Raw genomic sequence first — 14,905 nt, forward strand, 5'->3', positions numbered from 1 at the left:
CAGACAGACTTGCGGTTTCGCGCGTTTTTGCACTGCGGTATCGTGATGCTCTGTACAATTGTCGTTAAGCGCAGTATGAGGGCGCGCATGTATTGGCTGGCGACGTGCCGGCTGCGGAGACTGCGCTTACACTCATCGACCGAGAAGCGCATGACATCCGAATTCCGAAAGATAAGCATATGGTAGAGTTAGACGGCATCGCTCCGGCGATCGCCCAGGCATTGAGCAAGCGCGGTTATTCCGAGTTGACGCCGGTTCAGAAGGCCGTGTTGGGTCCTGAACTGGAAGGCAGGGATGCGCTGGTCTCGGCACAGACCGGCTCGGGCAAGACCGTCGCCTTCGGCCTGGCGCTCGCCTCGACGCTGCTCGACGGCAAGGACCGGTTCGGCCAGGCCGGCGCGCCGCTGGCGCTTGCCGTTGCACCGACCCGCGAACTGGCCTTGCAGGTGAAGCGCGAACTGGAATGGCTCTATGAACTGACCGGCGCGACTGTCGCGTCCTGCGTTGGGGGCATGGACATGCGCAGCGAACGGCGCGCGCTCGATCGCGGCGCCCATATCGTCGTCGGCACGCCCGGCCGTCTTTGCGACCATATCCGCCGCAGCGGTCTGGATATGACGAAGCTGAAGGCTGTCGTTCTCGACGAGGCCGACGAGATGCTCGATCTCGGTTTCCGCGAAGATCTCGAATTCATCCTCGAGGCAGCGCCGGCCGAACGCCGTACCCTGATGTTTTCGGCAACCGTGCCGCGCTCGATCGCCAACCTGGCGAAAAGTTATCAGCGCGACGCCGTGCGCATCACCACGCAGGCCGAGCAGAAGCAGCATCTCGACATCGAATACCGGGCGCTGACCGTTGCGCCATCCGACCGCGAGAACGCGATCATCAATGTTCTGCGCTTCTATGAAGCCAAGAACGCCCTGGTGTTCTGCTCGACGCGCGCTGCCGTCAACCATCTGACCGCACGTTTCAACAACCGCGGTTTCTCCGTCGTTGCGATGTCCGGCGAACTCAGCCAGAACGAGCGCACCCATGCGCTGCAGGCGATGCGCGACGGACGCGCCCGCGTCTGCATCGCCACCGACGTTGCCGCACGCGGCATCGATCTGCCGGGTCTCGAACTGGTTGTCCATGCCGATCTGCCGACCAATCCCGATACGCTGCTGCACCGCAGCGGCCGCACCGGCCGCGCCGGACGCAAGGGCGTCAGCGCGCTGATCGTGCCCAACAGCGCGCGACGCAAGGCCGAACGCCTGCTGCGCGATGCCAATATCAATGCCGATTGGGGCCGTCCGCCTTCGGCCGACGAGGTCAGCCGCCGCGATGACGAGCGGGTTCTGGCCGATCCGGCGCTGACCGAAGCGATCACGCCCGATGAGGCCGATTTCATCCGCGAACTGCTGGAAAAGCACGGTGCCGAACAGGTTGCCGCCGCGTTCCTGCGCCAGGCCCGTGCCGGCCGTTCCGCGCCGGAAGACCTGATGGATACGCCATCCTACACGCCCTCCGGTGACCGCCCCGACCGTGGCGACCGTCCGGACCGCAGCGAACCGAGGGCGCCGCGTGGCGATTTCGGCGATAGCGTCTGGTTCTCGCTTTCGGCCGGCCGCAAGCAGAATGTCGAGCCGCGCTGGCTGATCCCGATGTTGTGCCGCATCGGCAAGATCACCAAGCAGGAAATCGGTGCGATCAAGATGCAGACCGAAGAAACCTATGTCGAGATCGCGCGCGAATGGGTTGACCGTTTCGTCGAGGCGATCGGCCCGAAGCGGGCGCTCGAAAAGGGCATTACCGTGACGCAGCTTGACGGCATGCCGAACCTTTCCGGCGGTTTTGCCGGTAAGAAGCCTTATCCGGCCAAGCCGGACTACAAGGGCGACGGCAAGCCGAAGCGCAAGTTTGAGGGCAAGCCTGATTTCGCCGCCGACAACCGCCCGGCCGAGAAGACCGACAGCAAGCCCTGGACGAAGAAGGCCGCCGGCAAGCCGGCTTTCGACAAGCCCAAGTTTGACAAGCCGAAGTTCGACAAGCCGAAGTTTGACAAGCCCGGCACGGAAGGCGTCAAGCGCAAGCCGTTCAAGAACAAGACGAACTGAGGCGGGTTTTCGCAATCTTCGTGGGGACGGTTGCCCCTCACCCTAACCCTCTCCCCGCTTGCGGGGAGAGGGGATGACGGAGTTTGCCGTATATCCTTCGCCCGTTTACCGGGACAAGGTGCCCGCCATTGTTCCCGGATAGCGGTGGCGGTGGAGGTGCAGGCCGTGCGCTGGAAAATGTCTGTCCTGCTCACCCTTGACCACTGTTTCGGCTGCCAAGCCGCTCGATCTTGCCCGTCAACTCCCCAGCCAAACGCAAACTCGCGCCACAGGCGATGACCATATGCGGAAGTATCATCCATTCGAGCGTCCAGGCGGCGCCCGAGCGTTCCTGTTCATGCACCATCGACTGGTGAATGCCGGAGAGCTGGACGGCGTTGAAGCGGGCGAGCGCGACCAGCGTTTCCGCCGCGACCGGGTTCTGCTTGTGCGGCATGGCTGAGGAGCCGCCACCACCGGAAAGTTCGATTTCGGTGCCGGATTGAGCGAGCAGGGCGATATCCTGGCCGAATTTTCCAAGACTGCCCGAGATCAGCGACAGGAGATGGGCGAAGTCGGCAATGGTTGCGCGCTGACAATGCCATTGCGGGTGGTTGGAGAGCTTGAGGCTTTCGGCGAGTGCCGATCGTACGGCCGATGCCTTGCCGTCCAGTTTTTCAAGCGTTCCGGCGGCTCCGCCGAATTGGATCGGGAACGCGGTTTTTTGCAGCTGATCCAGCCTGTCGCGATAATTGGTCAGCGGCGAAGACCAGGAGCAAATGCGATCAGCGACGGTGATCGGGATGGCGGCCTGCATCCGGGTGTGGCCCATCAGGCGGTTGGCGCCCTCAGTGCCCACCAGGTGATCGAACGAACCGATAAGGTTCGCCAGCCGCTTGGACAGTATATTCGAAGCGGCCTTCAGCCGCAGCATCAGGCTGGTGTCGATGACATCCTGGCTGGTGGCGCCGAAATGAACCTTGTCTGCCGCTTCACCGCCGATTGCCTTGCGCAGTTGCCGGACCAGTTCGGGGATGACTACGCCGTCCGTCGCCACTGCGTGGCGCAGCGCCAGGACGTCGGGTTGAAATGTGGCGCAGACTTCGGCGATGCGAAGAGACGTTTCTTTTGAGACGACAGCGTGATCCGCCTGCGCTTGCGCTAACGCTGCCTCGAAGGACAGCATCGCGCGGATATCCGCTTCCGCCGAGAAGAACGCGGAGATTTCCGTGTCGCCGAGAAGGCCTGAGAGATAGGGATGGTCGAAGGGCGAAGCGGTCATGTCTGTCCTTGGTCAAAGGGTGGGGGCCGCTGCTTGAAACCTCATTGATCGAGCAAGGCTCTAGATATCGAGGAACACGGTTTCCTTCTCGCCCTGCAGATGGATGTCGAATGTATAAACCGATCCTTCGCGCGGCGCGACAAGAGTTGCTGCGCGCTGGCGGTGTTCGATGCGGGCAAGCAGAGGATCTTCCGCGTTGGCTTCCTGTTCGTCGCCAAAATACAGGCGGGTGTGCAGGCCGATATTGATGCCCCGGGCGACGATCCAGACTGTGATATGCGGCGCCATTTTGCGCCCGTCCTTGTAGGGGACGCGGCCGGGCTTGATGGTGTCGAAGGTGAAGATGCCGTCGTCGGGGCTGGTCGGACAGCGGCCCCAACCGGTAAAATTCGGATCGGCGGTGCCGCGCAGTTCCGAGGGGCTGTTGTAGAACCCTGCAGCGTCGGCCTGCCAGATTTCGACCAGCGCGTCTTTGAGCGGTGCGCCTGCGCCATCGATCACCTGCCCGCGCACCGTGATGCGTTCGCCGAGCGTGCGGCCGTTGACCATGCTACTGCCGAGATCGGTGGCGTAGACGCCGGTAATTCCAGCGAAATTCGGCGTGCAGCCGATATGGACGTAGGGACCGGCGGTCTGCGACGGCGATTCCTTCAGGTAGCCGAGATCCTGGACCATCAGTTGCCCTCCATCCGGTTTTCAAACAGCGTCGAGCGTCGGCCGCGCAGGACGATGTCGAACTTATAGGCGCGCGCGTCCATCGGGATGGTATTGCCCCAGTCGAGCGGTGCGATCAGCTGTTCGATGGCGCGTTTGTCCGGGATCGTCGTGACGATCGGACACTTCCAGATCATCGGATCGCCCTCGAAATACATCTGCGTGATCAGCCGCTGGGCAAAGCCATGGCCGAAGATCGAGAAATGGATATGGGCCGGGCGCCAGTCGTTGACGCCGTTCGGCCAGGGATAGGCGCCGGGCCGGACGGTGCGGAAGCGGTAGGTGCCGTCCTCACCGGTAATCGTGCGGCCGCACCCGCCAAAATTGGGGTCGAGCGCGGCGAGATAGCTTTCCTTTTTATGGCGATAGCGGCCGCCGGCATTGGCCTGCCAGAATTCCAGCAGCGCTCCCGCAACGGAATGGCCGCGCTCGTCCAGCACGCGGCCATGGACGATGATGCGTTCGCCGATGGCGCTTTCGCCGGGCTTGGCGAAATTGTGGATGAGGTCGTTGTCGAGTTCGCCGAGCAGGGAATGGCCAAAGACCGGGCCGGTGATCTCGGAGATCGTGCCGTCCAGCGACAGCAGCGCCTTTTGTGGCGAGCGCAGCACCGAGGTCTTGTAGCCCGGCGTCAGCGCCGGGGCATGCCAGGCGCGGTCGCGCTGGAAGAAAGCGCCGGTCTCGGGCTTGGTGTTGGAACGATCGGACATGTCGTTACGCCTCATGCCGCCTGTTCGGCGTCCATCTGTTCGAAGACCTGCTTGGCGATCTTGATCGCGCGGTTGGCGGCGGGAACGCCGGCATAGATCGCCACATGCAACAGGGCTTCGCCGATATCCTCGCGGCTGGCGCCGGTATTGGCGGTGGCGCGCACATGCATCGCCACCTCCTCGTCATGGCCAAGCGCTGCCAGCAGGGCGATGGTGACGATCGAACGCTCGCGTTTCGTCCAGGCCGGCCGCGACCAGAGATTGCCCCAGGCGGCTTCGGTGATCAATTCCTGAAACGGCTGGTCGAAATCGGTGGTGGCGGATTGTGCCCGATCGACGTGACGGTCGCCGAGCACGGCACGGCGGGTGGCCAGGCCCTGACGGTAACGTTCGGTCGGAACTGCGGCGTCACTCATGGGCTTTTTCTCCAGACAGGACGATATCGATAAAGGCGCGGAGCACGGCAGTCAGGGCCTCCGGTTGCTCGACGCAAGGGATGTGGCCTGCATCCTTGATGACTTCGTAACGGGCGCCGGGGATCAGTTTGGCAGTCGAAAGAACCAGATCCGGCGGCGTCGATCCGTCCTGGTCGCCGACGATGCAGAGGGTTGGAACCGCTATATGCTTGGCTGCCTCGGTGAAATCCGCATCGCGGATCGCCGCGCAGGTGCCGGCATAACCGGCAGCCGGCTGGCGGGCGAGCATGTTGCGATAGCCATGCAGGGCGTTGTTTTCCGGGCGGCGGAAGGCAGGTGTGAACCAGCGTTCGAGGATACTGCCGGTCATGCCGGCGATGCCGTCCTCATCGACGGCGGCAATACGGGCGTTCCACTGATCGGCCGTGCCGATCTTGTGGGCGGTGTCGCAAAGGATCAACGCCCGCACGAGGTCCGGCCGGGCGGCATAAAGACCCTGCGCGATCAGGCCGCCGACCGAGAGGCCGCAGATGATCGCCTGCTTGACGGCCAGGAGGTCGAGCAGGCCGGCGAGATCGGCGACGTGCAGGTCCATCGAATAGGGCATGTCGCCGACATCGGAGAGGCCGTGGCCGCGCTTGTCGTAGAGAACCATGGCAAAGTCGCCTGCAAACCGCACGATCACGTCGCGCCAGATGCGAAAATCCGTGCCGAGCGAATTGGCAAAAACCAGCACCGGCTTGTCATTGGCAGCGCCGATGACCTGATAGTGAAGCGTGACGTCGTTGATGCGGGCAAATTGCACGAAAATTCTCCTCGATTGCAGATTGGAACTTTAATCTGGTTCGGTAAAATGACATTTTATTGCCTATCATTAACCCCCAAGTTATGAGTTCCTATGATCGACGCCCGCGTGAAATTCCGCCATTTGCAGACCTTTGTCGAGGTCGCCCGCCAGAAGAGCGTGATGAAGGCGGCCGATCTTTTGCATGTCAGCCAACCGGCGGTGACCAAGACCATCCGCGAACTGGAGGAGGTGCTGGGCGTCTCCGTCTTCGAGCGGGATGGGCGTGGCATCAAGATCACCCGGTACGGCGAGGCTTTTCTGCGGCATGCGGGGGCGGCGTTGACAGCGTTGAGACAGGGGCTGGATTCGGTGTCGCAAGAGCGCTCCGGCGACGGGCCGCCGGTCCGGATCGGTGCACTCCCGACGGTATCGACCCGGATCATACCGCAGGCCATGGCGAATTTCCTCAAGGAGGAAACCGGCAGCCGGATCAAGATCGTCACCGGCGAGAATGCCGTGCTTCTGGAGCAGCTGCGGGTCGGCGATCTCGATCTGGTGGTCGGGCGGCTCGCGGCGCCCGAACAGATGAAAGGGTTTTCCTTCGAACATCTCTATTCCGAGCAGGTCGTTTTCGCTGTGCGCAGCGGCCATCCGCTGTTGCTGGCACAGCAGCCGGTGTTTGACAATCTCGGCGTCTATCCGGTGCTGATGCCGACGCGCGCCTCGATCATCCGCCCCTTCGTCGAACGGTTCCTGATCACCAACGGCATTGCCAGCCTGCCCAACCAGATCGAAACCGTGTCCGATTCCTTCGGCCGTGCCTTCGTGCGCGCAAGCGATGCCATCTGGATCATTTCGGCGGGGGTGGTGGCGGGCGATATCGAGGATGGGGTGCTTGCGGCCTTGCCGATCGATACCAGCGAGACGAAGGGGCCGGTCGGGCTGACAATGCGGGCCAATGCCATTCCCTCGATGCCGCTGGCGATCCTGATGCAGACGATCCGTGAGGCTGCGGCCGAGGTGTCGGCCGCGTCAGCCGGCCTTGCCGAGCGCCGGTAGCGCAGCGAAGCGCCAGGAGCCTGTACGAAATTACCTGCGGCTGGTAGTCTGCGTTCAACTCCAAGTTTTGGATTTCATTGGCGTATTCTGGGTCAGAGGCAAAGCATGTCGCATGTAAAGGGAGGGCCTGGCGCAAACGGCCAGCCTGCGGTCTGGACCAAGCCGCTGAGATCGCTTCTGGGGCTTGCCATGGCGGCGCTGCTGATTGCCGTGTCCGGCACGCTGATCGGCCTTGGTTATGTGCGGGCGCGCGAGGCGGCGCTCATCCGTGCCGAGGCGGACATGCGCGCCTTTTCCGAGCGGCTGATCGACCGGCTCGGCATTCTTTCGGGACGGACGACGGCGCTGGTGGGGTTTACCGCGTCGATCGCCAATTCCTTCCTGGTGCCGCCGCCGGAGCGGATGAACGACAAGATCAAGCTGCTGCGCGAGATCATCGCGCAATCCGCCAATCTGGATGGCATTTATGCAGGATACCCCAATGGCGAATTCATCCAGGCGGTGGACCTGAGAGCAGACGCCTGGCGCAAAGCGCTGAATGCGCCGGATGCAGCGGCGATTGCCGTCCGCTCGATGCAAACGGAGCAGACAGGCGACCGGAGCAACCGGCTGATCTTCCTCGACAAGGACGGCAACCAGCTCCTGGAGCGGCGTCTTCTATCGACGGGCTTTGATCCGAGGAAGCGGCCCTGGTATCAGGCGGCGGTCAACGGCACGATGCCGGCCGCGATCGGCCCCTATACGATGGTGACGACGGGCGCGCTCGGCATGAGCATTTCGCAGGCGCATACCGGCAATGGCGGTATCGTCATCGGTGCGGATATCGACCTTGGCACCATTACCGACTTCATGGCGCGCGAACGCCTGACCGCCGATAGCGTCGCCTTCGTGATGGATGCGGCGGGAAAGCCGATCATGCATTCCGATCGCGGGCTGATGGCCCGCATGGCAACGGGAAAGGACAAGGGGGAACTCGACGTTTCAAAACCGGTCGATCCGCTTTTGACCGGCATCAAGGCCAATCTTCCAGCTGGCAACGGAGTGGGGTTCGCCGATATCGACGGCCGCACCTATATCATCCTGGCGACGTCGGTGAAATCGGTGCTGTTGCTGGCCGGGCACCGCACGGTGGTGGCGGCACCCCTGGACGAGTTGACGGCGGCGGCCAATCGCAACCTTTACCAGGGGCTCGCCATTGCTGCCGCCATCGTCATTTTCGGCCTGCTGGCGGCGCTGTTCATGGCGCGGCTGATTACACAGTCGCTGAGCCAGCTGACCGCCAATGCCAACCGGCTGCAGGATCTCGATTTTACCGCGCCAAGTCAGGTCACCTCGCATGTGACGGAGATATCGACGCTGGGGCGGGCGATGAACCGGGCGCGCGACGCAATCTTCACCTTCGCGCTCTATGTGCCGAAGGAACTGGTGCGAAAGGGCATTGAATCCGGGCAGTTTGCGGGCAGGAGTGCACGGCGCCAGGAGGTGACGGCCTGGTTTACCGATATCTACGATTTCACCACGCTGAGCGAGCAGCGGACGCCCGAAGAGGTGGTGGCGCTGCTGTCGGGCTATTTCGACATTTTCAACGAGACCGTCAGCGCCCATGGCGGCGAGATCATCCAGTTTCTCGGCGATTCCGTTTTTGCCATGTGGAACGCGCCGGTTGCCGATGAGCGCCATGCGGAAAATGCCTGCCGTTGCGCGCTGGCAGTGGAGAGAAAACTGAACGTTTTCAATGCTGGGCTGAAGTCGCGGGGGCTGCCGGAATTGCGCACCCGGTTTGGCATTCATACCGGCACGGCGGTCGTCGGAAGCGTCGGCGCCCGCGACCGGCTGCAATATACGGCGATGGGTGACACGGTGAATGTGGCATCGCGGCTTGAGGGCATGAACAAGGTCTATGGCACGGCCATTCTGGCCAGCAGCGCCGTGGTCGCCTTGTGCGACGATGCGATCGTCTTTCGCCCGCTCGGCGAGGCGCAGGTCAAGGGCCGGGCGACGGCGCTGCAGCTGTTCGAAGTTGTCAGCGAAAGGGACCGGCCCGCCTTGCAGGCGGATTGTCTGGAGACGCAGGCAAAGGTGCCAAGCTGACGGTTAGAGCCTCATTGATCGTACGAGGCTCTAATCCTCCGAATACCGCTGCTCGCGCCAGGGATCGCCGAGCATATGATAACCGTTCTTCTCCCAGAACCCGGCCTGATCGCCCACCAGGAATTCGATGCGGCGCAGCCATTTGGCGCTTTTCCAGAGATAGAGATGCGGAACGATCAGGCGCATCGGGCCGCCGTGATCGCGCGTCAACGGCTCGCCTTCCCAGGCGGTGGCGAGAATGGCGTCTTCGGACGCAAAATCGGCAAGCGGCAGGTTGGTGGTATAGCCGTCATAGCTGGTCAGCAGGATGAAATTGGCGTCGCGCATCGGCATGACGAGATCGAGCAGATCATGGGTCGAGACACCCTGCCAGCGATTGTCGTAGCGCGACCATGTCGTCACGCAATGAATGTCGGACAGTTTGTTGCTCTGCGGCAGGCGGTGGAACGCGTCCCAATCGAGTTTGACGGGATTTTCGACGCCGCCGACGATGTGTAAACTCCATTCCGATGGCTGGATCAGCGGCTGCTGGCCGAGATCGAGCACCGGCCAGTTCTTGACCAGATGCTGGCCAGGCGGCAGGCGGTCGGTTTGCGGACGGGTGATCCGGCCGGTGAGGAATTTGCCTTGCTCGGCCCAGCGCCGTTTGGAGGCCGTCAGTTTCGTTTCCGGGCCTGCATCGGTCATGATCGAACCTCGCTGGTTGTTTTCTGCCGGGGGGCGGCATCGCGAAGCGGAAGTACAGTTTCAATCGATCCATGTGTCAAGCACTACGGTGAGGCATCGGCATTTCGAACGGACAAGGCCCGCGCATTCCTCAATGCGCGGGCCTTGTGTTGTTGTGTCAGAACCCGATCAGGCGGGCAGCTGGAAATAGGCGTTGGCAGCGAGAACGACGGCAAGGCCGCCGGCGAGCGCCACATAGGGCAGGATGCCGGCCTTCTTCACGCCGAGATCCTGGCCGACGAGGCCGAGATCTTCCATGGCACCGGCCGGGAATTTTCCGCCGTCGCGCACATAGTGGCGATAGGCAAAGACCGGCAGGATGAGGGCGGCGAAGATGAAGCCGACCCAGAGCGCGTTGGAATAACCCCAGACCTTGGCGCCGGCGCCAAGGAACAGCGCGTTGACGAAGGCAAGAACCGTGTTGAGGCCGATCAGCCAGGTCGGTGCCTTCCAGGGACGCTGGATGTGGCTGGAATCCATGCGGTGGATCCAGCCGGCATTGAGGTTGAGAAAGTTGAAGATGATATAGCCGACATTGGAGACGGCCAGCACGAAGAAGTAGCCGGCGACATCCGAGGCGATGGCCAGGAGGATGAGGTTGAAGGCGAAGTCCGTCCACATGGCGCGGGTGGGGGCGCCGTGCTCGTTGACGTGGTCGAGATATTTCGGCAGCCAGCCATCCTTGGAGCCCTGGTAGAGCGTGCGCGACGAACCGGCCATGGCGGTCATGATGGCCAGGAACAGCGCCATGATCATCAGGATGACGAGGATCTGGGTGACGATGCGGCCGCCATGAACGAGGCTTGCCAAGGCTTCCGCGACACCCGTTCCATCGACGATGCCGGGTGCGAGCATGCCGGCATGGCCGAGAACGCCCTGGAAAGTAAAGGGGATGAGGAAGAAGAACAGGCAGCAGAGCAGGCCGGAATAGAAGATGGCCTTGAACGTATCGGTCTTCGGGTTCTTCAGTTCGCGGGTATAGCAGACGGCCGTTTCAAAGCCGTAGGTGGACCAGGCGGCGATATAGAGGCCGCCGAGGAACAGCGTCCAGCCGCCATTGCTCCAGACGCCGTCAATGCCGGAATAGCCGGCGGTGGGCGGAACGAGATTGGTGATATTGGCGCTGTCGATCTGGCCGGAGAAGATCGGATAAAGGCCGATGATCAAGAGCGGCAGGAGGACGATGATGGCGAGCCATTTCTGGACGCTGGCCGTTCCCTGGATGCCGCGATGCTGGATCGCGAAGATGATGAGCATCAGGATGCCGCCGATGACGAAGGTGGCATTGAGGTTGGCCTTGGCGAGGAAAGGAATGTCGAAGGTGATCAGCGACCAGTTGCGGATCGCCGGCGTCAAGGCCGTGATCGCATCGCTGGACAGGAGGGCGGAGATTGCGTCCTGCGGTGCCTTGCCGGCATTGGCGGCCAGCCATTCCGCCACGCGCGGGCTGTCCGCCGTGAGCGTCGCCATATTGGCGTTGATCCATTCCATCACGGCCGGGCTATTGGCGCCGGGAATGGGGAAGAGGGCGTTGAGGATATAGCCTGCCGCAATGGCGCAGCCGAGCGACAGGACCGGCGACCAGGCGAACCAGTTGCACCAGACCGAAAGCGGCGCGATGAATTTCGAATAGCGCAGCCAGGCGGTGGCGCCATAGATCGACGCGCCGCCGGACTTGTTGCCGAACATGCCGGCGATTTCGGCGTAAGTGAAGGATTGCAGGAAACCCATCACCATGGAAATGATCCAGACCACGAAGGCGAGCTTGCCGGTCGTGCCGGCAATGCCGCCGATGGAGAAGAGCACCAGCGGCGGTACGCCGGCAGCGACCCAGAATGCCCCTTTCCAGTCCAGCGCGCGGATCAGGCCGGTGCCGGGCGCAGCGGCCGATCCGTCGGTCTCAACGATAGATGCCATAAACAGTCTCCTCGACCAGTTTTGTCTTGAAGCGCGATGCCGCGCGTCCCCTTTAGGATGGTTTTCGCTGCGGCGGCTGTGCTGGATGGCGCCTGCGTTTTCGCAGTGTCACCACCTGTTCCCGTTTGAATTTCGCGACCGCAACTTATCTTCATAGTGAATTTTTTTTCTTCTCGGTCAAGTCTCTCTTTACTTTCGACGGCCTCCCATAGGATAGTTTGGCCATATTGCCGGTGCATAAAGTGGTGCTTATAGACACCTGAGCCGACTATGCCTTCGGGCGGGAGCCGAGATGAGCGATTCCGGACAATTTACCGGCACATTGATGCCACCACGCCCGAGCACGATTCTACGGCCTGGAATGCCAGCACTTGCTGCAGGCGTCGAGCGCTACCGCGTCAAGGGACGTGGAACGACTGTGGTTAAAGTCACGGCCGGTGACCGGATCACGATCAAGGATATCGAGGGTGGCCAGCTTTGCGAGGTCAGCTTCATCGATGCAAAAGGGCGGTTCAATGCGGCCGGTCTTGGCACCGGGTTCTCGCGTCCTGCGTCCGGGCTGCAGGAAATCCTCGCGCGGGACGAAGAGAGCGCGCGGCGCACACTGTCGGCTTTGAGGCGGCGCAACGTCGATCCTGCGGATGCGCAGGCGCTGGTCCTGTTTGGGGAAAAGTCCTCGCCGGGCTCCTCGGCCGATCTGATGATGGCGCTGGACGGCTTGCTGGTTGTCGCGGCACCGGCGCCGCCGATGGATGCGGAGACGCAAAATACGGCGACAGCGCTCGAACTGCGCGTCACCCGCTCGAAGATCGAGCGGACCTATGAGGACTTGCTGCCGGAACCGATGGCTGATCCCGTGCAGGATCTGCGCATCAAGGCGGCGCGGGCATCGGCCTATTTCGTGCGGGCGGGCGAATTCATCCAGGTCATCGATGTGTCAGGACGGCAATGCACCGATTTCCAGGCTTTTTCGGCCCGCAAGGTCGATAAGGGACTGGATCTGGCACTCGATGCGACGGTGACGCGCACGCTTCTCGGACGCAGCTACCCGACCCCCGGCCTGCCGTCCAAGGCGTTCGACCGGGATTTTGAGCCGCTGGTGGAGATCGTCCAGGATACGGTCGGGCGTCACGACGCCTTCGCCACCGCCTGCAATTCGCGCTATTACGACGACATGGGCTATCCGGGGCACGTCAATTGCACCGATAATTTCAACCATGCGCTGGCGCCCTATGGCATTGCGCCGCGCAAAGGCTGGGAGGCGCTCAATTATTTCTACAATACCAATGTCGATCATCACAACCAGCTCTATCTCGACGAGCCCTGGTCGCGGCCGGGCGACTATGTGCTGATGCGGGCGCTGACCGATCTTGTCTGCGTTTCCTCGTCCTGCCCCGACGATATCGATGCGGCCAATGCCTGGAACCCGACCGACATTCATGTCCGCACCTACTCGAACACGGAAAAATTCTCGCGCGCCGTCGCCATCCGAATGACCCCTGATGCAGAGCCCGAAATGACCCAGGAAACCGCCTTTCATCCGCGCCTGTCGGCACTGACGCGCAATCATACCGAATATCGCGGCTACTGGTTGCCGAACCGCTTCAACAATGAGGGGCCGATCGAGGAATATTGGGCCTGCCGGGAAAGGGCCGTGGTCATGGACCTGTCGCCGCTGCGCAAATTCGAGGTGACCGGCCCGGACGCGGAGGCGCTTTTGCAATATTGCTGTACCCGCGATATCCGCAAGCTGTCGCCGGGGCAGGTGGTCTATACGGCGATGTGCTACGAGAATGGCGGCATGATCGACGACGGCACGGTGTTCCGGCTGGGCGAGAACAATTTCCGCTGGATCGGCGGCGACGATGTCAGCGGCATCTGGCTGCGCGAGCAGGCGGAAAAGATGGGCTACAAGGCTTGGGTCCGCTCCTCCACCGACCAGATGCACAATCTCGCCGTCCAGGGCCCCAATAGCCGCGAGATCATCAAGGAGATCATCTGGACGGCACCATCGCAACCGTCGATCGCGGAACTTGAATGGTTCCGTTTTGCCGTCGGCCGTATCGGTCATTTCGAGGGCGCGCCGGTCGTCGTCTCGCGCACCGGCTATACCGGCGAACTCGGCTACGAAATCTTCTGTCATCCGAAGGACGCGCTTGCCGTGTTCGATGCCGTCTGGGAGGCGGGGCAAAAGCATGGGCTGAAGCCGATGGGGCTGGAGGCGCTTGACATGGTGCGCATCGAGGCGGGACTGGTCTTTGCCCATTATGACTTTTCCGACCAGACCGACCCGTTCGAGGCCGGTATCGGCTTCACCGTGCCGCTGAAATCAAAGACCGAGGATTTCATCGGCCGCGACGCGCTGATCAAACGCAAGGAAAACCCGCGCTACAAGCTGGTCGGGCTCGATATCGACGCCAATGACGCCGTCGGCCATGGTGACCCCGTGCATATGGGCCGGGCACAGGTCGGCGTGATCACCAGCGCGACACGCTCGCCGCTGCTGAAGAAGACGATCGCGCTGGCGCGGATGGATGTGCTGCATTCGGACGTCGGCACCGAGGTGGAAATCGGCAAGCTCGACGGCCAGCAGAAGCGGCTGCCGGGGCGGATCGTGCCGTTTGCGCATTACGATCCGCAAAAGCTGAAGCCACGGTCGTGAGGGCGCATTGCCGGCGAGCCGTGGCACCGTTTTCTAGAGTTTGAGCAGACGGATGCTCCGTGCTGGCACGACGGCAAGGATAACGATCGTGCCTGCGGCTTGCTCATAAAGTATGATGTGGCTTTGGTGCTCATGCCGCCGCACACCCTGGCCAATCGACGGGGCAAGCCGCCCAATCTGCGGACGGGATGCAATCAGCTGGAAGCAATGTTCCAGCTCGTCCTTACAGCGACGGGCCTGGAGAAGGCCGAACATTTCAATACCGTTGAGGAAGAGATCGAGCAGGTCATCCTCTGCCCGCTCGGTCAGCGTGTAGCTAGAGCCTCGTACGATCAATGAGACGCATTCTGCCGGAAGGATTTTTTGTCAGGAAGAGGGCTTTTGTCGCAGGGCATACCAGACCGGTACGTTCAAGACAAAAGCCCTCTTCCTGACAAAAAAGCATCCGGCCCTTCGGGTTGCCTGA

12 protein-coding genes are annotated in these 14,905 nt (G+C 62.1%); 4 read left to right on the plus strand and 8 right to left on the minus strand.

Annotation, left to right across the window (positions count from 1 at the left end; genetic code table 11):
- Positions 1–179 precede the first annotated feature (179 nt).
- A complete protein-coding gene (locus ASD32_RS14215) occupies positions 180–2,096 on the plus strand; it encodes a DEAD/DEAH box helicase (protein ID WP_060638885.1) in 1,917 nt (638 codons plus the stop codon).
- Positions 2,097–2,286: 190 nt separating this feature from the next.
- On the opposite strand, the gene ASD32_RS14220 is transcribed toward ASD32_RS14215, so the two are convergent.
- Genes ASD32_RS14220 through pcaD form a run of 5 tightly spaced genes read right to left on the minus strand, consistent with a single transcriptional unit; the run spans position 2,287 to position 6,002 of the window.
- The gene (locus tag ASD32_RS14220) at positions 2,287–3,357 is read right to left on the minus strand and encodes a 3-carboxy-cis,cis-muconate cycloisomerase (RefSeq protein ID WP_060638696.1); all 1,071 of its coding nucleotides are present in this window, start codon (positions 3,355–3,357) and stop codon (positions 2,287–2,289) included.
- A gap of 60 nt (positions 3,358–3,417) precedes the next feature.
- Positions 3,418–4,032 carry a protocatechuate 3,4-dioxygenase subunit alpha gene (gene pcaG / locus ASD32_RS14225; RefSeq protein WP_060638697.1) on the minus strand — a complete coding sequence of 205 codons (615 nt, stop codon included), beginning with the start codon at positions 4,030–4,032 and terminating at the stop codon, positions 3,418–3,420.
- Positions 4,032–4,781, minus strand: coding sequence for a protocatechuate 3,4-dioxygenase subunit beta (gene pcaH / locus ASD32_RS14230; protein ID WP_060638698.1), 750 nt, complete (start codon positions 4,779–4,781; stop codon positions 4,032–4,034). The genes pcaG and pcaH overlap by 1 nt, the downstream gene beginning before the upstream one ends.
- Before the next feature lie 11 nt (positions 4,782–4,792).
- Positions 4,793–5,197: a 4-carboxymuconolactone decarboxylase gene (gene pcaC / locus ASD32_RS14235; protein WP_060638699.1), complete on the minus strand. Its 405-nt coding sequence runs from the start codon at positions 5,195–5,197 to the stop codon at positions 4,793–4,795.
- On the minus strand, positions 5,190–6,002 hold the full coding sequence (gene pcaD, locus ASD32_RS14240) for a 3-oxoadipate enol-lactonase (protein ID WP_060638700.1): 813 nt from the start codon (positions 6,000–6,002) through the stop codon (positions 5,190–5,192). The genes pcaC and pcaD overlap by 8 nt, the downstream gene beginning before the upstream one ends.
- A gap of 93 nt (positions 6,003–6,095) precedes the next feature.
- On the opposite strand from pcaD, the gene pcaQ reads away from it, so the two are divergent.
- Together pcaQ and ASD32_RS14250 are read left to right on the plus strand one after the other, a co-directional pair.
- Positions 6,096–7,043: a pca operon transcription factor PcaQ gene (pcaQ, locus tag ASD32_RS14245; protein WP_060638701.1), complete on the plus strand. Its 948-nt coding sequence runs from the start codon at positions 6,096–6,098 to the stop codon at positions 7,041–7,043.
- Between the two features lie 105 nt (positions 7,044–7,148).
- Positions 7,149–9,134 carry an adenylate/guanylate cyclase domain-containing protein gene (locus tag ASD32_RS14250; RefSeq protein ID WP_060638702.1) on the plus strand — a complete coding sequence of 662 codons (1,986 nt, stop codon included), beginning with the start codon at positions 7,149–7,151 and terminating at the stop codon, positions 9,132–9,134.
- Between the two features lie 30 nt (positions 9,135–9,164).
- On the opposite strand, the gene ASD32_RS14255 is transcribed toward ASD32_RS14250, so the two are convergent.
- The gene (locus ASD32_RS14255; protein ID WP_060638703.1) at positions 9,165–9,821 is read right to left on the minus strand and encodes a sulfite oxidase-like oxidoreductase; all 657 of its coding nucleotides are present in this window, start codon (positions 9,819–9,821) and stop codon (positions 9,165–9,167) included.
- Positions 9,822–9,989: 168 nt separating this feature from the next.
- On the minus strand, positions 9,990–11,777 hold the full coding sequence (locus ASD32_RS14260) for an APC family permease (RefSeq protein WP_060638704.1): 1,788 nt from the start codon (positions 11,775–11,777) through the stop codon (positions 9,990–9,992).
- A gap of 325 nt (positions 11,778–12,102) precedes the next feature.
- On the opposite strand from ASD32_RS14260, the gene ASD32_RS14265 reads away from it, so the two are divergent.
- Positions 12,103–14,439 carry an aminomethyltransferase family protein gene (locus tag ASD32_RS14265; protein WP_244490173.1) on the plus strand — a complete coding sequence of 779 codons (2,337 nt, stop codon included), beginning with the start codon at positions 12,103–12,105 and terminating at the stop codon, positions 14,437–14,439.
- 33 nt (positions 14,440–14,472) lie between these two features.
- Here ASD32_RS14265 and ASD32_RS14270 read toward each other — a convergent pair whose 3' ends face one another.
- The gene (locus ASD32_RS14270; protein ID WP_244490171.1) at positions 14,473–14,775 is read right to left on the minus strand and encodes a type II toxin-antitoxin system RelE/ParE family toxin; all 303 of its coding nucleotides are present in this window, start codon (positions 14,773–14,775) and stop codon (positions 14,473–14,475) included.
- Positions 14,776–14,905: the final 130 nt, after the last annotated feature.

The organism is Rhizobium sp. Root483D2, from assembly GCF_001426685.1.
Taxonomy (GTDB): Bacteria; Pseudomonadota; Alphaproteobacteria; order Rhizobiales; family Rhizobiaceae; genus Pararhizobium; species Pararhizobium qamdonense.